The 17,376-nt window shown below is 51.7% G+C and carries 18 protein-coding genes; 1 reads left to right on the top strand and 17 read right to left on the bottom strand.

Features of this window, described 5'->3' with window-relative positions:
- Positions 1–238 precede the first annotated feature (238 nt).
- The 13 genes from lipB to leuS form a co-directional block, all read right to left on the bottom strand.
- Entirely contained in the window at positions 239–880 is a 642-nt protein-coding gene (lipB, locus tag ACJHWK_RS16285; protein ID WP_000284040.1) for a lipoyl(octanoyl) transferase LipB, read from the bottom strand.
- A gap of 100 nt (positions 881–980) precedes the next feature.
- Entirely contained in the window at positions 981–1,244 is a 264-nt protein-coding gene (gene ybeD, locus ACJHWK_RS16280) for a DUF493 family protein YbeD (protein ID WP_000850550.1), read from the bottom strand.
- Between the two features lie 109 nt (positions 1,245–1,353).
- On the bottom strand, positions 1,354–2,565 hold the full coding sequence (gene dacA, locus ACJHWK_RS16275; RefSeq protein ID WP_001092082.1) for a D-alanyl-D-alanine carboxypeptidase DacA: 1,212 nt from the start codon (positions 2,563–2,565) through the stop codon (positions 1,354–1,356).
- Between the two features lie 139 nt (positions 2,566–2,704).
- The gene (gene rlpA / locus ACJHWK_RS16270; protein WP_001231416.1) at positions 2,705–3,793 is read right to left on the bottom strand and encodes an endolytic peptidoglycan transglycosylase RlpA; all 1,089 of its coding nucleotides are present in this window, start codon (positions 3,791–3,793) and stop codon (positions 2,705–2,707) included.
- 10 nt (positions 3,794–3,803) lie between these two features.
- Entirely contained in the window at positions 3,804–4,916 is a 1,113-nt protein-coding gene (gene mrdB / locus ACJHWK_RS16265) for a peptidoglycan glycosyltransferase MrdB (protein ID WP_000131719.1), read from the bottom strand.
- Between the two features lie 2 nt (positions 4,917–4,918).
- Positions 4,919–6,820: a peptidoglycan DD-transpeptidase MrdA gene (gene mrdA / locus ACJHWK_RS16260; protein ID WP_000776191.1), complete on the bottom strand. Its 1,902-nt coding sequence runs from the start codon at positions 6,818–6,820 to the stop codon at positions 4,919–4,921.
- Positions 6,821–6,850: 30 nt separating this feature from the next.
- Positions 6,851–7,318, bottom strand: a complete 468-nt coding sequence (gene rlmH, locus ACJHWK_RS16255; RefSeq protein WP_000776104.1) for a 23S rRNA (pseudouridine(1915)-N(3))-methyltransferase RlmH — start codon at positions 7,316–7,318, stop codon at positions 6,851–6,853.
- A gap of 3 nt (positions 7,319–7,321) precedes the next feature.
- The gene (rsfS, locus tag ACJHWK_RS16250; protein ID WP_001161664.1) at positions 7,322–7,639 is read right to left on the bottom strand and encodes a ribosome silencing factor; all 318 of its coding nucleotides are present in this window, start codon (positions 7,637–7,639) and stop codon (positions 7,322–7,324) included.
- 259 nt (positions 7,640–7,898) lie between these two features.
- Positions 7,899–8,510 (bottom strand): adenosylcobalamin/alpha-ribazole phosphatase, encoded by a 612-nt coding sequence (locus tag ACJHWK_RS16245; RefSeq protein WP_001241878.1) that lies wholly within the window; start codon positions 8,508–8,510, stop codon positions 7,899–7,901.
- 23 nt (positions 8,511–8,533) lie between these two features.
- Positions 8,534–9,175 carry a nicotinate-nucleotide adenylyltransferase gene (gene nadD / locus ACJHWK_RS16240; RefSeq protein WP_000838889.1) on the bottom strand — a complete coding sequence of 214 codons (642 nt, stop codon included), beginning with the start codon at positions 9,173–9,175 and terminating at the stop codon, positions 8,534–8,536.
- A 1-nt stretch (position 9,176) separates the two neighbouring features.
- Positions 9,177–10,208 carry a DNA polymerase III subunit delta gene (gene holA / locus ACJHWK_RS16235; RefSeq protein ID WP_001522543.1) on the bottom strand — a complete coding sequence of 344 codons (1,032 nt, stop codon included), beginning with the start codon at positions 10,206–10,208 and terminating at the stop codon, positions 9,177–9,179.
- On the bottom strand, positions 10,208–10,789 hold the full coding sequence (gene lptE, locus ACJHWK_RS16230; protein ID WP_001269673.1) for an LPS assembly lipoprotein LptE: 582 nt from the start codon (positions 10,787–10,789) through the stop codon (positions 10,208–10,210). The genes holA and lptE overlap by 1 nt, the downstream gene beginning before the upstream one ends.
- Before the next feature lie 14 nt (positions 10,790–10,803).
- Positions 10,804–13,386: a leucine--tRNA ligase gene (leuS, locus tag ACJHWK_RS16225; protein WP_001157896.1), complete on the bottom strand. Its 2,583-nt coding sequence runs from the start codon at positions 13,384–13,386 to the stop codon at positions 10,804–10,806.
- 235 nt (positions 13,387–13,621) lie between these two features.
- Between leuS and ACJHWK_RS16220 the strand changes: the two genes are divergently transcribed.
- Complete coding sequence (locus tag ACJHWK_RS16220) at positions 13,622–14,104, top strand: zinc ribbon-containing protein (protein WP_001044880.1); 483 nt, start codon at positions 13,622–13,624, stop codon at positions 14,102–14,104.
- Positions 14,105–14,148: 44 nt separating this feature from the next.
- Here the strand turns inward: ACJHWK_RS16220 and rihA are convergent, their stop codons facing one another.
- The 4 genes from rihA to gltJ all read right to left on the bottom strand — a co-directional run bounded on the left by rihA (position 14,149) and on the right by gltJ (position 17,341).
- On the bottom strand, positions 14,149–15,084 hold the full coding sequence (gene rihA / locus ACJHWK_RS16215) for a pyrimidine-specific ribonucleoside hydrolase RihA (RefSeq protein WP_020233368.1): 936 nt from the start codon (positions 15,082–15,084) through the stop codon (positions 14,149–14,151).
- Between the two features lie 117 nt (positions 15,085–15,201).
- Positions 15,202–15,927, bottom strand: a complete 726-nt coding sequence (gene gltL / locus ACJHWK_RS16210) for a glutamate/aspartate ABC transporter ATP-binding protein GltL (RefSeq protein WP_000631384.1) — start codon at positions 15,925–15,927, stop codon at positions 15,202–15,204.
- On the bottom strand, positions 15,927–16,601 hold the full coding sequence (gene gltK, locus ACJHWK_RS16205) for a glutamate/aspartate ABC transporter permease GltK (protein ID WP_000272824.1): 675 nt from the start codon (positions 16,599–16,601) through the stop codon (positions 15,927–15,929). The genes gltL and gltK overlap by 1 nt, the downstream gene beginning before the upstream one ends.
- On the bottom strand, positions 16,601–17,341 hold the full coding sequence (gene gltJ, locus ACJHWK_RS16200) for a glutamate/aspartate ABC transporter permease GltJ (RefSeq protein ID WP_000020941.1): 741 nt from the start codon (positions 17,339–17,341) through the stop codon (positions 16,601–16,603). Before gltJ ends, gltK begins: the two co-directional genes overlap by 1 nt.
- Positions 17,342–17,376 lie beyond the last annotated feature (35 nt).

The following is a 17,376-nucleotide window of genomic DNA, read 5'->3' as shown; positions in this document are numbered from 1 at the left end:
ATGGAAAAATAATATTAAAAAAAATTACAATAATCTTATGTCTAATTGGAACGGAACGCTTTTGCTCACCATAATCAACTATTTCAATAAGTTAATCAATGGGGTGAGTTACGGAGCAAGGCGTAGCATCGCATTTCTGCAAGTGATAAAGAAAATATACAAACGCGAAGGAGATGTAAAGCATTAGCAGGTATTATGAGTAATGACCCAGTGTAAATTGGGCCATTGATGTATGCAATTAAGCGGTAATATATTCGAAGTCAGGATTGTTTAGTAGCGCTAAAATATTTTCCAGTAAACGCGGTGCAATATTATTAGTCGTCGCTTCGGGTTTCCATTGTGATATTTTAGCCATTTCCATTCCGGCATACCCACAAGGATTAATACGTAAAAATGGTGAAAGATCCATATTGACGTTTAATGCCAGACCGTGGAATGAACAACCGCGTCGAATACGTAAACCCAGTGAGCAAATTTTCTTTTCCCCGACATAGACACCAGGCGCGTCAGCCCGAGGATGCGCTTCTATACCCAGTTCAGCCAGGGTATTCACCACTGTTTGCTCAAGCAAGGTCACCAGTTCACGCACACCGAGTTTACGGCGTTTCAGGTTAAGCAACACATACATCACCTGTTGCCCCGGCCCGTGATAAGTCACCTGCCCACCGCGATCGCTCTGAATCACCGGAATATCACCCGGCATTAAAATGTGCTCCGCTTTTCCTGCCTGCCCTTGGGTAAATACCGGATAGTGCTCGACCAGCCAGATTTCATCAAGGGTACTTTCATCGCGGGTATCGGTGAATTCATGCATAGCCTGGGAGATTGGCTCGTAAGGCTGAAGACCGAGCTGGCGGACAAGAATTTTATCCTGATACAAAACGGCATCTCCGTGGAGAATGAGTAAAAGTGGGGGAAAAGTATATCACAGCGAGGAGAGGGGAGTTACCCGACCAGGAGCCGGGTAACGGAGAAGCGAGTTACAGAACCATGCGGACAATATCGATTTTGCCCAGTTCTTCATACAGTGTTTCAACCTGCTCGATATGAGTAGCGTTGATAGTGATAGATACCGAGTGGTAGTTGCCTTTGCTGCTTGGTTTTACCGTTGGGGTGTAGTCACCTGGCGCATGGCGCTGTACCACTTCAACCACCTGATCAACCAGCTCAGGTAACGCCTGCCCCATAACTTTGTAAGTAAAAGGAGTAGGGAATTCAAGCAGTTCGTTAAGTTTGGTTTTCATGTCAGCTCCGGCGTAACGTAATTAAATAGCAACTCCCGCCAGAAGGCGGGAGTTTTTTACTGATGCTTAGTATATGGGGACGGAAATTACACTTTCAAGTGTTCGATTTTTAACCAAACCAGTGATGGAACATTAATTTAATGTAATCAATGATTTTGCCGAAGAAGTTGCCTTCCGGGATTTCTTGCAGCACAACCAGCGGGCGTTGTTCGATCGTTTTGCCATCAAGCTGGAAGTTGATAGTACCGACGACCTGATTCTTTTGCAGCGGCGCATGCAATTCACTGCTGTTCAGCACATAGCTGGCTTTCAGATCTTTCATGCGGCCACGCGGAATGGTCAGATACACGTCTTTATCAACACCTAACGAAGCGCGATCAGAATCACCAAACCAAACCGGTTCAGAGGCGAACTCTTTACCTACTTTCAGTGGGTTAACGGTTTCGAAGAAACGGAAGCCCCAGGTCAGCAGTTTTTTACTTTCGGCTTCACGGCCTTTAAAAGTACGTCCGCCCATCACCGCAGAGATCAAGCGCATCTGGCCTTCAGTCGCAGAAGCAACAAGGTTGTAACCTGCTTTGTCAGTGTGTCCGGTTTTGATGCCGTCGACATTCAGGCTGTTATCCCATAACAGACCGTTACGGTTCAGCTGGCGAATACCGTTAAACGTAAATTCTTTTTCTTTATAGATCGAGTATTCATTCGGTACGTCACGGATCAACGCCTGGCCGATCAGCGCCATATCTCGCGCGGAGCTGTACTGACCATCAGCATCCAGACCATGTACCGTCTGGAAGTGGGTATTTTTCAGTCCCAGTGCGTTAACGTAGCTGTTCATCAAGCCAACAAAAGCGTCCTGGCTACCAGCGGCAAAATCGGCCATGGCGACACAAGCATCGTTACCCGATTGCAGGTTAATACCGCGGATCAGCTGAGAAACCGGAACCTGCATGCCCGGTTTGAGGAACATCAGCGAAGAACCTTTAAACACCGGGTTACCGGTAGCCCATGCGTCGTTACCGATGGTGACTAAATCAGTTTCTTTAAATTTACCGGCTTTCATTGCCTGGCCGATAACGTAACTGGTCATCATTTTGGTCAGGCTGGCAGGATCGCGGCGGACATCTGCGTTCTGTTCGGCGAGCACTTTGCCGGAGTTATAGTCAATCAGGATGTAGGACTCCGCATCGATCTGCGGTACACCCGGGATCATAGTTTTGATATTCAGGTCATCGGCATGTGCAGCAGAGATAAAGGCTGTGCAAAGAGCCGTGGTGAGCGCCAGGCGCTTCATGATACGAGCGGAAAAAATGGTATTCATGGTCTGAACTACGACATCCGTGATGGAATTAAAAAAAGTGCCCTACTATAGCAAATGCACTACCGGCAGGCATCTGACTTTCCGCGTGACTTTGTTAACGTCATTTACAGAAATTGACACATCAGATGCCTGCTTTACGCTACTGCGCGGTGGTAATAAATGACTGTAATTGGGCTTCGGTTTGCAAACGTTGCTGCAAGGTACTGGCTTCGGCTTTGCTGGCGAATGGGCCAAGCTGGATCCGCCAGACTGCGCCATTTTGAGTTACGCGACCGGGGACGCCGAACTTCTGTCCCAGTTGCTGTTGGTACTGTTGCGCACGAGCCTGATCGCTAACGGCTCCGACTTGCACCATAAAGTTGCCGCTGGCGCTTTGCGAGGTGGCTTGCGGTGTCACCATTGCAGGCGTGGTTGCAGGCGTTGTCGCCGGAGCTGTAACAACGGGCTGTGGTGCAGGTGTTGGTTCGCTGCCTTCCAGAACACCAGGCGCTAAGGTCGTTGGTGCGCCGAGGAAACCGCTGCTGGTTACCGGCGCGCCGGTCGGATCTTCGCTTTTTAGCGTCGAATTACTGACCGGAAGAATGTCACCCTGCGGGCCAGACACTGAATTTGTTCCCGCGCCGCCGCTTAAATCGGGAGGTGCAGGCAGGGCGTAAGTCTGTTTGGCAACTGTGGTACAGGCCATACCAGGACCAGAAAGCGAACCATCCTGGGCGACAATAATCGGATCGATACGAACTTTGGTGTTGTTTGACGTGTTAAGACGGTCAGCTGCCGCGCGAGAAAGCGAAATAACGCGGTCGTTGCCGTAAGGACCGCGATCATTAATGCGCACCACGATCATTCGCCCGTTAGCCAGGTTAGTGATTCTGGCGTAGCTGGGGATCGGAAGCGTTGGATGGGCCGCTGTCAGCTGTGTCGGATCGAATGCTTCGCCAGAGGCCGTCAGGTTACTGCCGGGTTCGGCATCATAGATTGCCGCCAGTCCCGCCTGGCTAAATCGAGACGGATCCTGCACGATTTTGTAGCTTTTACCGTCGCGCTGGTAATCCTGATTTGCCGTCGCGTTCAGTGGTTCGAAACGCGGGTCCGCCCCGCTAATTTCAACTATGGGGCCGTTACATACCGCAGGCTGCGGTACACTTACCGTCTGTTGCTGACCATCATCGCTTGTACATGCCGCGAGCATTCCTGCCGCGATGCAGATCCCGAGCCACTGCTTACGCATTGCGCACCTCTTACACGCTTTTCGACAACATTTTCCTGTGGGTGTGGATTGACATTACAATCCCGAACCCAGCCATCAGCACAATTAGCGCCGATCCTCCATAACTGACCAGTGGGAGCGGAACCCCTACAACCGGCAGAATACCGCTTACCATACCAATATTTACGAAGACATAAACGAATAATATCAGCATTAAGCCGCCAGCCATGACGCGACCAAAGGTGGTTTGCGCTCTGGCGGCTATCCACAGCCCGCGCATGATCAGCAGAATGTAGAGAGCGAGCAGAATCAAAATGCCCACTAATCCCAGCTCTTCCGCCAGTACCGCGAAGATAAAGTCGGTATGGCGTTCGGGGAGAAATTCAAGTTGTGACTGAGTGCCATGCAGCCAGCCTTTGCCGCGTAATCCGCCGGAGCCAATAGCAATTTTAGACTGAATAATGTGATAGCCCGCGCCGAGTGGGTCTGATTCCGGGTCCAGGAGCATCATTACGCGCTGGCGCTGGTAATCATGCATCAGGAAGAACCACAGAATCGGAATGAACGCCGCTACCAGCACTACTGCGACGCCAATCAGACGCCAGCTAAGGCCAGAGAGGAACAGTACAAACAGACCGGAAAGCGCAACGAGGATTGATGTCCCCAGGTCAGGCTGTGCAGCCACCAGCAGCGTGGGCATAAATATCAGCACTAGCGCGATGCCAGTGTTCTTCAACGATGGCGGGCAAACGTCGCGGTTGATAAAGCGCGCAACCATCAGTGGTACGGCTATTTTGGCAATTTCCGACGGCTGAAAACGAACAATACCGAGGTCCAGCCAGCGTTGAGCGCCTTTAGAGATGGCACCGAAAGCATCTACCGCCACCAGCAAAATAATACAGATGATATAGAGATAGGGGGCCCAGCCTTCATAAACGCGTGGAGGAATTTGCGCCATCACCACCATGATGACCAGACCCATCGCGATTTGGCCGATTTTACGCTCCATCATGCCAATATCCTGACCGCTGGCGCTCCAGATAACCAGGGCGCTGTAAACCAGCAATGCCAGTAAGATCAGCAGCATTGTGGGATCGAGATGGACTTTATCCCAGAATGTTTTTTTATTCGGATTATCCGTCATGATTAATGGTCCTCCGCTGCGGCAACCGCTGGATTTTCCGCAGGCAGATCGGTGTTGTTATCACCCAGCATAATGTGGTCGAGGATCTGGCGCATCAGCGTACCAACCGCCGGACCCGCACCGCCGTTCTCCAGAATCATGGCGACAGCGACTTGCGGATTGTTGTATGGCGCAAAGGCGGTCATCAGTTTGTGGTCACGTAAACGCTCGGCAATTTTGTGCGCATTATAGGTTTCGTTCGCTTTCAGACCGAAGACCTGAGCGGTACCGGATTTCGCCGCAATTTTGTACGGTGCGCTGGCAAAGTATTTATGCGCCGTACCGTTAGGGCGGTTAGCAACACCGTACATACCGTCTTTCGCCAGCTCCCAGTAACCGGAATGAATATCGCCGACGGGCGGTTCATGCGGTTGTACCCATGGCACCTGTTTGCCGTCTTCGGCGGTGCTCATCAGCAAATGCGGAACCTTCACGATACCGTCATTAATCAGGATCATCAGTGCCTTACTCATCTGGATTGGGGTCGCTGTCCAGTAACCCTGACCGATACCAACCGGAATGGTGTCACCCTGATACCACGGTTTTTTAAAGCGTTTCTGTTTCCATTCGCGGGTAGGCATGTTGCCGGAACGTTCTTCCGCCAGGTCGATACCGGTGTAATGACCATAACCGAATTTACCCATCCATTCGGAGAGGCGATCGATTCCCATATCGTAGGCCACCTGATAGAAGAAGGTATCCGCAGATTCTTCCAGCGATCTTGTGACATTCAGACGCCCGTGGCCCCATTTTTTCCAGTCACGATAACGTTTTTCCGAACCTGGCAGTTGCCACCAGCCTGGGTCAAACAGCGTCGTATTGCGCGTGATCACTCCGGCGCTCAATGCCGAAACCGCCACATAGGGTTTAACTGTAGACGCGGGAGGATAAACCCCCTGTGTAGCGCGGTTCACCAGCGGTGTATTCGGGTCGTTCAGCAAGGCGGAATAATCTTTGCTGGAGATACCGTCAACAAACAGGTTTGGGTCATAACTAGGCGTGGAAACCAGCGCCAGCACCCCACCTGTACGCGGATCGGTGACTACCACCGCTGCGCGGCTACCCGCCAGCAGCGTTTCAATATATTGCTGGAGTTTGAGATCCAGCGTCAGGTAAATATCGTGTCCGGCTTGCGGTGGGACTTCTTTTAACTGGCGGATAACACGCCCACGGTTGTTAACTTCAACCTCTTCATAACCGGTCTGACCGTGCAGCACGTCTTCATAGTAACGCTCAATGCCCAGCTTACCGATATCATGCGTTGCCGCATAGTTGGCCAGTTTGCCGTCATTATTCAGGCGTTCGACGTCTTTATCGTTGATTTTCGACACATAGCCGATGACGTGGGTCAACGCCGAACCGTAAGGATAGTAACGACGTTTATAGCCTTTAACTTCAACACCCGGAAAACGGTACTGATTGACGGCAAAGCGAGCTACTTGTACTTCGGTCAGGTTAGTTTTCACCGGAATGGAGGTGAAACGGTGTGAACGTGCGCGCTCTTTTCGGAATGCAGCAATATCGTCATCGGTCAGATCAACCACGCTGCGCAAAGCGTCCAGCGTTTGCTGCACGTTATCGACTTTCTCCGGCATCATTTCTATCTGGTAGATAGTGCGGTTGAGGGCCAGAGGGATACCGTTACGGTCGTAGATAATGCCGCGGCTGGGCGCGATAGGCACCAGCTTAATGCGGTTTTCATTAGAGCGGGTCTGGTAGTCGGTAAAGCGAACAATTTGCAGATTATACAGGTTGGCGATAAGCACGCCGGTCAGCAGCAAAATCCCCAAAAAGGCGACCAGCGCCCGGCGCACAAACAGCGCGGACTCTGCCGTATAGTCGCGAAAAGAGTTCTGTAGTTTCATCCGCTGCGTTTTCTACTCAAAGCTCCCTTATCACTCACGGTGATAAGGATGGTTGGTGGTGATGCTCCACGCCCGGTACAGACTCTCTGCGACCAGCACGCGAACCAACGGATGGGGGAGGGTAAGCGCCGACAGCGACCAGCTCTGCTCCGCCGCCGCTTTACAGGCAGGCGACAACCCTTCAGGCCCGCCAATCAGTAGACTGACGTCGCGACCATCCAGCTTCCAGCGTTCCAGCTCAGCGGCTAACTGCGGCGTATCCCAGGGCTTGCCTGGAATATCGAGGGTGACAATGCGGTTTTTGCCTGCGGCCGCCAACATCTGCTCACCCTCTTTGTCGAGTATGCGCTTGATGTCCGCATTCTTGCCGCGTTTTCCGGCCGGAATTTCAATCAGCTCGAAGGGCATATCTTTCGGAAAACGACGCAGGTACTCGGTAAAACCGGTTTGTACCCAGTCCGGCATTTTCGTTCCCACGGCGACAAGTTGCAGCTTCACGCATTAACTCCAGAGTTTTTCCAGTTCATACAGGCGACGGCTCTCTTCCTGCATGACATGGACAATCACATCGCCCAAATCCACGACAATCCAGTCGGCGCTGTTTTCACCTTCTACGCCGAGCGGTAACAGGCCCGCTGCGCGAGACTCCTGCACAACGTGGTCAGCAATGGACATAACATGACGGCTGGACGTACCCGTACAGATGATCATGCAGTCGGTGATGCTGGATTTGCCCTGAACGTCTAAGGCGATGATGTCCTGACCTTTGAGGTCATCAATTTTGTCGATAACAAAATCCTGGAGTGCTTTACCCTGCAAGTTTTCCCCCTGGGTGAATCAAATAGATAAAAATGGTCTGTCAGTATACCTGAACCAGAGGCGATTTCGGGACAATTGTCGCCGAATCGGCTTTCGAAAGTGGGCTATCATCCCACCCCGCGCCGCAGATTGCATCGCCATTTTTGTAAAACAATTTCTACAAAGTCGTGTCTGGCGAAAAAAGTCTGGCTGCGGAGAATATCAGCCTGCCCGGGGCTGTCAATGGTCGTTGCGGCTTACCCGTAAAAAAACAGAAAAGTCATGCATTCTCGACCCCGATGGCACGGCTATTGAGGACGCGTAGCGTCGCGAATTTTTGGTTGATATCAATGGCGCTCCAACACCCCTGGTCAACGCGAAAATGCCACATAGCTTCGGCAGGCATACCAATTAAACGGGCGATTAACAGACTCAGTACACCCTGATGGCTGACGACTAAAATATTCTGATAGTGCTGAAATTCACTAAGCCTTGCGATAAACCGTTCCACACGTTGTGAAAATGCCTGAAATCCTTCACCGTTCGTGGGGATAGCATGCTGCCAGTCATTGCACCACGCGCTATAGTTTTCGGCATCTTCTTGCATGAGGTCGCGATGATGTCGCATCTCCCAGTCGCCAAAAAACATTTCGTTGAGTTCAGGGATGATTTGCACGGGGAGCTGGCGATCACTGAGAACCCGTCGCGCGGTATGCTGTGCCCGTTCCAGTTCACTGCATAAAACCAGGTCAAAGGAAACACCATGTAGCAGCGTATGCAGATTTTGCGCTTGCTCAATACCGCGCGCAGTCAGGGGGGTGGGCGCATGACCGCTGTAAAGACCATCGATATTCGCTTGCGTTTCACCATGACGAATTAACCACAGTCGCATCATGCCCTCCGTAACGACAGGTATCAGCGATACAAGCCTTGTTGGTTAATGTAAGTCAGTACCGGTTCCGGCAATAAATCCTCACACGATTCACCGTTTTGCAAACGTTCGCGGATGATGGTCGCCGAGATGTTAAACCACGGCGTTTCAGCCAGATAAATTTTACCGGCAGGCTGAAGGTGAAGATCTTCCGGGTTATGTGTCAAATGATCTTCCAGCCATTGCTGGTATTGCGGTTGCGCCATTTCAAGTGGGTAACCTGGACGCCGACAGACGATCAAATGTGCATTGTCGAGTATCGTTTCGTATTCGTACCAGGTCGGAAAGGTCAGCAGTGAATCCTGACCTATAATAAACGCCAGCGGCACGTCCGGCCCTTGTTCCTGCCGCCACTCTTTCAGTGTTTGCGCAGTGTAAGAGGGGGCATTGCGCTTTAGCTCGCGTTCATCAAGAGTAAATAATGGCTTGTCGGCAATCGCCAGTTCAAGCATGTGTTTACGCTGCACGCTGTTCGCTTCCGGCTGGGGACGATGCGGAGGAACATTATTAGGGATGATTGTGACCCGCGTCAGACCAATCAAATTCGCCAGCGTTTCCACGGGTTTAAGATGACCATAGTGCACCGGATCAAAGGTGCCGCCAAACAGAGCCTGTAAAGATTTCATATCAACCGTCGATAAATACGTCCGCCAGGGGTTTATGGCACAACAGAAGAGATAACCCTTCCAGCTCTGCCCACACTGACTGACCGTAATCTTGTTTGAGGGTGAGTTCCGTTCGTGTCAGGAGTTGCACGGCCTGACGTAACTGCGGCTGGCTTAAGCGATTTAACGCCTCGCCCATCATGCCCCGGCGGTTCTGCCATACCCGATGCTTATCAAACAATGCACGCAGTGGCGTATGGGCAGACTGGCGTTTCAGGTTAACCAGTAACAACAGTTCACGTTGTAATGTGCGCAACAAAATAACCGCTTCGCTGCCTTCCAGACGCAGTTGCTGAAGAATATGCAACGCGCGCTTACTTTTTCCCATCAACAAAGCATCAACCCAATGAAAAGGGGTGAAATGCGCGGCATCATTCACCGCCTGTTCAACGCGAGGTAATGTCAGTTTGCCGTCTGGCCAGAGTAGCGATAAACGCTCCAGTGCCTGGGCCAGCGCCAGCAGGTTACCTTCATAACAGTAGCAGAGCACTTGGTTTGCCGCGTCATCCAGTTCTAAGTTGAGCTGTTTTGCACGCGCAGCAACCCAGCGGGGAAGCTGAGCCTGCTCCGGTGTCTGACAGGTCACCTGCACGCTGCGATTCGCAAGAGCAGTAAACCAGGCGGCATTTTCTTGCGCTTTGCTTAATTTATTACCGCGGACGATCAACAGCAGGTCGTCATGCAGAAGTCCGGTGAGTGTGAGAAGTTGTTCATTGATCGCCGCATTCGGTCCGTTTTCGGGTAACAACAGCAATAGCGTTTGTCGACTGGCAAACAGGCTCATGGCCTGGCATAACGAAAAAATCGCATTCCAGTCGGTGTTGGGATCAATGGAAAAAGTGTGGTGTTCTTCGAACCCTTGCGCCGCAGCGACCTGACGAATAGCGTCCTGGCTTTCCTGCAATAACAGAGGATCGTTACCAAGTAAAAGATACGCCGCGCGCAGCCCTTCATTGAGCTGCGCGCGGAGTTGTTCCGGGTACAACCGAATCATCAGTTACCCAGCGTGGTAGAGACGCGTGCAGGCGTTGCCGGAGTATCCGTTGTGGTCGACGTCTGTTCTTCGTCGGAACGAATATCCGCAGCACGGATGCTTGGCAGCTTACGAATCAGCTGTTCGGCAGCACGGTCGTACATCTCTTTTACGATCATGTCTTGTTCGTTATCTTTCGCTAACGCCATTTGCGGGTTATCGAAGAACGAACGGAAGACTTTGGCGCTAATCGGGTAGATGTCACGGCCGGGGATCAACACGGTCGCATTGACCGTCATGATCATCTGATACTCTGCTGTTTGACCGTTACGGAATACCGATGCGGTATCTTTCGCGATGCTCACTTTACCCAAACGCAGGGATGGAACGTCCTTACGCGTGGTTTCTTTATCAAGCAACTCGACACCATTCAGACGTAACTGGTTACGCACCGCACGGCTTAATGGCCCGTTCGGATCGCCTGAGTCCAGGATCATGACCTTCATAGTGGAAGGAACCTGCGTGGTATCACGCAGATGCCAGCCACACCCGGCGGTGATTAACACCGCCAGAGATAACAACAATGTTGCCAGATATCGCACGCTTCCTCCCGCGCTTAGCCAACGACCAGATTGAGGAGTTTACCGGGTACGTAAATCACTTTACGCACGGTAACGCCATCAAGATATTTTGCTACCAGATGTTCCTGGCCAGCACGTTCGCGAACCTGTTCTTCCGTTGCGTCCACCGGAACGGTGATTTTTGCACGGACTTTACCGTTAACCTGCACCACGACCAGCGTGGAGTCTTCCACCATCGCTTTTTCGTCAGCAACCGGCCACGGTGCGTTGTCGATATCGCCTTCGCCTTTCAGTTCCTGCCACAGCGTGAAGCAGATGTGTGGGGTGAACGGGTTAAGCATACGGACTACCGCCAGCAGCGCTTCCTGCATTAGGGCGCGGTCCTGCTCGCCATCGGTCGGTGCTTTCGCCAGTTTGTTCATCAGCTCCATAATCGCCGCAATTGCGGTGTTGAAGGTCTGACGACGGCCGATATCATCGGTCACTTTAGCGATCGTTTTATGCACATCGCGACGCAGCGCTTTCTGATCTTCAGTCAGCGCATCAACGTTCAGTGCCGCAACATCACCTTTCGCTGTGTGCTCGTAAACCAGTTTCCAGACACGTTTCAGGAAGCGGTTAGCCCCTTCCACGCCGGATTCCTGCCATTCGAGAGTCATATCAGCCGGAGAAGCAAACATCATAAACAGACGAACGGTGTCCGCGCCGTAACGTTCAACCATCACCTGCGGGTCGATACCGTTGTTCTTCGACTTGGACATTTTGCTCATGCCGGTATAAACCAGTTCATGGCCTGCCGCATCTTTCGCTTTCACGATACGGCCTTTCTCGTCACGTTCAACGATAGCATCAACCGGGGAAACCCAGTTACGTTCGCCGTTTTCGCCAACATAGTAGAAGGCATCTGCCAGCACCATACCCTGACACAGTAACTGTTTCGCTGGTTCGTCAGAGTTCACCATGCCTGCATCACGCATCAGTTTGTGGAAGAAGCGGAAGTAGAGCAGGTGCATAATGGCGTGTTCGATACCACCAATGTAGATATCCACCGGCAGCCAGTAGTTAGCCGCTTTGGAATCCAGCATACCTTCTTTGTACTCCGGGCAAGTGTAGCGCGCATAGTACCAGGAGGACTCCATAAAGGTGTCGAAAGTGTCGGTTTCACGCAGCGCTGGCATACCGTTAACGGTAGTTTTTGCCCACTCCGGATCTGCTTTAATCGGGCTGGTAATACCGTCCATCACCACATCTTCCGGCAGGATCACCGGCAGCTGGTCGTCCGGGGTCGGCATTACGGTACCGTCTTCCAGCGTCACCATCGGAATCGGCGCGCCCCAGTAACGTTGACGGGAAACACCCCAGTCGCGCAGGCGGTAGTTCACTTTACGCTCGCCAACGCCCATCGCAGTCAGTTTATCGGCGATAGCGTTGAAGGCCGCTTCATGGTCAAGACCGTTGAACTCGCCAGAGTTGAACAGAACGCCTTTTTCAGTCAGGGCTTGCTGAGAAAGATCTGGCTCAGAGCCGTCAGCTGCCAGGATAACCGGTTTGATGTTCAGGCCGTATTTAGAGGCAAACTCGTAGTCGCGCTGGTCGTGACCCGGAACCGCCATAACTGCGCCCGTGCCGTACTCCATCAATACGAAGTTTGCTGCCCAAACGGGAATTTCTTCGCCCGTTAATGGGTGAACCGCTTTAAAGCCAGTATCGACGCCTTTTTTCTCCATCGTTGCCATTTCAGCTTCGGCAACTTTGGTGTTACGGCATTCGTCAATAAAGGCCGCCAGTTCAGGATTATTTTCCGCCGCTTTCTGCGCCAGCGGATGACCCGCCGCTACCGCCAGGTAGGTACAACCCATAAAGGTGTCCGGGCGGGTAGTGTAAACGGTCAGCGTGTTGTCATAGTCGTTAACGTTGAAGGTGATTTCCACGCCTTCGGAACGACCGATCCAGTTACGCTGCATTGTTTTAACGGTGTCTGGCCAGTGATCCAGTTTATCCAGATCGTTGAGCAGCTCGTCAGCGTAAGCAGTGATTTTGATAAACCATTGCGGGATCTCTTTACGCTCAACTTTGGTATCGCAGCGCCAGCAGCAGCCGTCGATAACTTGTTCGTTCGCCAGTACGGTCTGGTCGTTCGGGCACCAGTTGACTGCAGAAGTCTTCTTATATACCAGGCCTTTTTTATACAGCTCGGTGAAGAATTTCTGTTCCCAACGGTAGTATTCCGGTGTACAGGTTGCCAGCTCGCGGCTCCAGTCATAACCAAAGCCCAGCATTTTGAGCTGGTTTTTCATGTACGCGATGTTGTCGTACGTCCACGGTGCCGGTGCGGTGTTGTTTTTCACCGCCGCGCCTTCCGCAGGAAGACCAAACGCGTCCCAGCCGATCGGCTGCAGGACGTTTTTGCCCAGCATACGCTGGTAGCGGGCGATCACGTCACCAATGGTGTAGTTACGTACGTGGCCCATGTGTAGTCGACCAGAAGGATAGGGAAGCATAGACAGGCAGTAATACTTCTCTTTGCTCTCGTCTTCGGTTACTTCAAATGTGCGCTTCTCATCCCAATGAAGCTGTACTTTGGATTCTATCTCTTCCGGGCGGTATTGCTCTTGCATGGCAGCCAGTGGTCCTGTTTTCATTACGGCTACAAAAGTAGCGTTTGAGGTGGTTTTTCAGATCCGCATAGCATAGCCCAAACGTCCGCGTCAAAACAGCCTTTCGCGCACTCGACGTTGAAATGATGCCCGGATTATTCATACATTAATTTACAGAGTTTGTGGGCGTATTAGCAAAGCAAGGAACAAAGAACGTCTATTATTATAGTCAATTAACGACCCGGGAGATGAAACGATGAACAAGGTTGCTCAATATTACCGTGAACTGGTCGCGTCACTGAGCGAACGCCTGCGCAATGGCGAACGTGATATCGACGCACTGGTGGAACAGGCGCGCGAGCGCGTAATAAAAACAGGGGAGTTAACGCGAACCGAAGTCGATGAGCTGACGCGAGCTGTCAGACGTGACCTGGAAGAGTTCGCCATGAGCTATGAAGAGAGCCTGAAAGAAGAATCTGACAGCGTCTTTATGCGGGTGATTAAAGAAAGCTTGTGGCAGGAGCTGGCAGACATCACCGATAAAACGCAGCTTGAATGGCGCGAAGTTTTCCAGGACCTCAATCATCACGGGGTTTATCACAGCGGAGAAGTGGTAGGGCTGGGTAATCTGGTCTGCGAGAAATGTCATTTCCATCTCCCGATCTATACACCGGAAGTGCTGACGCTATGCCCGAAATGTGGTCATGACCAGTTCCAGAGACGCCCGTTCGAGCCGTAATGAAATGAGTGGTGCCGGATGGCGTGATGTCATCCGGCGAGTGATTAAGCGTAAAATTTCAGACGATCAGCCAGTAAATCAACAAAGCCCTGACGATCAACATCGACCATTACAGTGGCATTCGGTTTATTGCCGGTCAGATAATAATAATCAACAACCGTCATACCCTGGGTATATTTCCCTTGTGTTTCCACGCCAACCCAGCGCTCAACAGTGGTAAACAACTCCGGTTTTAACAGCCAGGCGATGGTACATGGGTCATGCAGCGGTGCGCCGACAAAGCCCCATTTTTCGTCTTTATGATATTCGAGGAAGAAATCCAGCAGTTCGGCAACAATGGTTGAAACAGGGTTGCCAATCGCGCGGAAACGCTCGGTGTCTTCAACGTGGATTTGCGCTTTATGAGTAACATCCAGACCGCCCATCACCACCGGGATCCCTGACTGGAAAACAATTTCTGCCGCTTCCGGGTCAACGTAAATATTAAATTCAGCCGCAGGCGTCCAGTTACCAAGCCCCATTGCGCCGCCCATAATCACGATACGAGCAATTTTGCTATGCAGTTCCGGATGGCTATTGAGCAGCAAGGCAACGTTAGTTTGCGGCCCGGTAGAAACAATCGTGACAGGTTTCGCACTTTCACGCAGCGTTTTCGCCATCAGCTCCACCGCCGTACAGTTTTGCGGTGCGAACGTCGGTTCCGGTAATGCCGGGCCGTCGAGACCGCTTTCGCCGTGCACATTGTCCGCGATAATCAACTCACGCATTAACGGTTTTACCGCGCCGCCTGCTACCGGAATATCGGTGCGATTAAGCAAGGTCAGCATACGCAGAACATTGCGTAAGGTTTTTTCTGGAGTCTGGTTTCCGGCGGAAGACGTAATTGCTTTGACATCAAGCTCTGGTGAGGCGAGGGCAAGAACTATTGCGATAGCGTCGTCATGACCTGGGTCGCAATCTAACAGAATTGGCAGTGCCATTGTTGCTCCTTGTTGTGTGCTTCTTTGCGACAAGGGTAACGCCAGGATGTAACAGATACGAGGAGCGAAACGATAAAGCGTGAGATGGCGCGCACTTGGGTATGCGCGCCAGAGTGATTAATGCAGGATTTTCGCGAGGAAGTCTTTTGCGCGGTCCGATTTCGGATCATCGAAGAAAGCGTCTTTCGGCGAGTCTTCGACAATTTTACCCTCGTCCATAAAGATCACCCGATTCGCCACTTTACGGGCAAAGCCCATTTCGTGGGTCACCACCATCATGGTCATTCCTTCGTTCGCCAGTTCGACCATTACGTCCAGCACTTCGTTGATCATCTCCGGATCCAGCGCCGATGTCGGTTCGTCGAACAGCATGGCAATAGGATCCATACACAATGCGCGAGCGATCGCCACACGCTGTTGCTGACCGCCGGAAAGCTGCGCCGGAAATTTATTGGCATGTGCGGAAAGTCCCACGCGCTCCAGCAATTTCAATGCTTTTTCACGAGCGGGTGCTTTATCGCGTTTAAGCACTTTCACCTGCGCCAGGGTCAGGTTTTCAATAATCGACAAATGGGGGAACAACTCGAAATGCTGGAACACCATCCCGACGCGGGAACGCAGCTTTGCCAGATCGGTTTTCTTATCGTTAACCACGATGCCATCGACGGTAATTTCACCTTGCTGCACCGGTTCGAGGCCGTTGACGGTTTTAATCAGCGTTGATTTGCCGGAACCAGACGGGCCGCAAACCACCACCACTTCGCCTTTTTTCACTTCGGTTGAGCAGTCGGTCAGCACCTGAAAGTGACCATACCATTTTGAAACATTTTTCAGGGTAATCATTATGCTGTCCTTCTTTTCAAGTAGCTGACCAACAACGACGCGCTAAGGCTAATAACGAAATAAACAAATCCGGCAAACAGGATCATCTCAACCTGCGTACCATCACGCTCACCAATGGTTGAGGCGGTACGGAAGAAATCGGCCAGAGATAACACATACACCAGTGAGGTATCCTGGAACAGTACGATGCCCTGAGTGAGCAGCAGCGGCACCATCGCGCGGAAAGCCTGCGGCAGAATAATCAGTTTCATCGACTGCCAGTGAGTCATCCCCAACGCCAGCGCGGCGCTCGACTGACCACGGGAAATACTTTGAATACCGGCACGGATAATCTCTGAATAGTAGGCCGCTTCAAACATCGAAAACGCCACCATCGCCGAAATTAAACGGATATCATTTTTTGGCGATAATCCCAGCACGTTTTGCAGAAAACCCGGCACAATCAGGTAAAACCACAGCAAAACCATAACTAAAGGAATCGAGCGGAATACGTTAACGTAGGCTTTGGCAAACCACGCTACGGGCGCAAAGCTGGACAAGCGCATCACCGCCAGCATGGTGCCCCACAAAATACCAATCACGACTGCCGTGACGGTGATTTTCAGGGTGATCACCAGCCCATCCAGCAGATATGGCAGGGAAGGGACAATGGAACTCCAGTCAAACTCGTACATTATTTGCCCCCCATGTTGCCGGGCAGGCGAACTTTACGTTCAACCAGCGTCATCACCAGCATGATAAAAGCGTTAATCAACACATACGCAAGCGTAATGGCGGTAAACGACTCCCAGGCGTGGGCTGAGTAATCAAGCAATTTACCGGCCTGCGCTGCCATATCCACCAGACCGATGGTCGAGGCGATGGCGGAGTTTTTCACCAGGTTCATCATCTCGGAGGTCATCGGCGGGACGATAACGCGATAAGCATTAGGCAACAGTACATAGCGGTAAGCCTGCGGCAGCGTCAGACCCATCGCCAGCGCGGCATTCTTCTGCCCACGCGGCAGCGACTGGATCGCGGCGCGTACCTGTTCGCAAACACGGGCGGCGGTAAACAGCCCCAGGCAAAGCATGGATGAAAGGAAAAACTGAATATTGGGATCCAGCTCGGCCTTAAACCACATGCCGATTTTCTCCGGCAACAGCTCCGGGATCACCAGATACCAGGTAAAGAATTGCACAATCAACGGCACGTTGCGGAACAGTTCGACATACAACGTACCCAGACCGGAGAGAAAACGGTTTGGAACGGTACGTAAAATGCCGAAAAATGAACCGACGAGGAAAGCGATAATCCAGGCGCAGATCGACAAAGCGATCGTCACCTGAAAACCACTCCAGATCCAACCAAGATAGGTGGTGTTGCCGAACGGGGCTTGTTGTAAAAAAATACCCCAGTTCCAGTCTATAGACATAAATCTACTCCAGAAAAAAGAGGGTAGCAGCGTTA

Origin of the sequence: Escherichia sp. WS547, from assembly GCF_046486065.1 — a bacterium.
GTDB classification, from domain to species: domain Bacteria; phylum Pseudomonadota; class Gammaproteobacteria; order Enterobacterales; family Enterobacteriaceae; genus Escherichia; species Escherichia coli.
This window is presented reverse-complemented; position numbering and strand designations above follow the sequence as displayed.

Coding starts and splice junctions, on each gene's coding strand:
- rihA (WP_020233368.1), bottom strand. CDS start 15,084: ATGGCACTGCCAATTCTGTTAGATTGCGACCCAGGTCATGACGACGCT.
- mrdA (WP_000776191.1), bottom strand. CDS start 6,820: ATGAAACTACAGAACTCTTTTCGCGACTATACGGCAGAGTCCGCGCTG.
- rlpA (WP_001231416.1), bottom strand. CDS start 3,793: ATGCGTAAGCAGTGGCTCGGGATCTGCATCGCGGCAGGAATGCTCGCG.
- ACJHWK_RS16220 (WP_001044880.1), top strand. CDS start 13,622: ATGAACAAGGTTGCTCAATATTACCGTGAACTGGTCGCGTCACTGAGC.
- leuS (WP_001157896.1), bottom strand. CDS start 13,386: ATGCAAGAGCAATACCGCCCGGAAGAGATAGAATCCAAAGTACAGCTT.
- holA (WP_001522543.1), bottom strand. CDS start 10,208: ATGATTCGGTTGTACCCGGAACAACTCCGCGCGCAGCTCAATGAAGGG.
- gltK (WP_000272824.1), bottom strand. CDS start 16,601: ATGTACGAGTTTGACTGGAGTTCCATTGTCCCTTCCCTGCCATATCTG.
- mrdB (WP_000131719.1), bottom strand. CDS start 4,916: ATGACGGATAATCCGAATAAAAAAACATTCTGGGATAAAGTCCATCTC.
- ybeD (WP_000850550.1), bottom strand. CDS start 1,244: ATGAAAACCAAACTTAACGAACTGCTTGAATTCCCTACTCCTTTTACT.
- gltL (WP_000631384.1), bottom strand. CDS start 15,927: ATGATTACCCTGAAAAATGTTTCAAAATGGTATGGTCACTTTCAGGTG.
- ACJHWK_RS16245 (WP_001241878.1), bottom strand. CDS start 8,510: ATGCGACTGTGGTTAATTCGTCATGGTGAAACGCAAGCGAATATCGAT.
- dacA (WP_001092082.1), bottom strand. CDS start 2,565: ATGAATACCATTTTTTCCGCTCGTATCATGAAGCGCCTGGCGCTCACC.
- nadD (WP_000838889.1), bottom strand. CDS start 9,175: ATGAAATCTTTACAGGCTCTGTTTGGCGGCACCTTTGATCCGGTGCAC.
- gltJ (WP_000020941.1), bottom strand. CDS start 17,341: ATGTCTATAGACTGGAACTGGGGTATTTTTTTACAACAAGCCCCGTTC.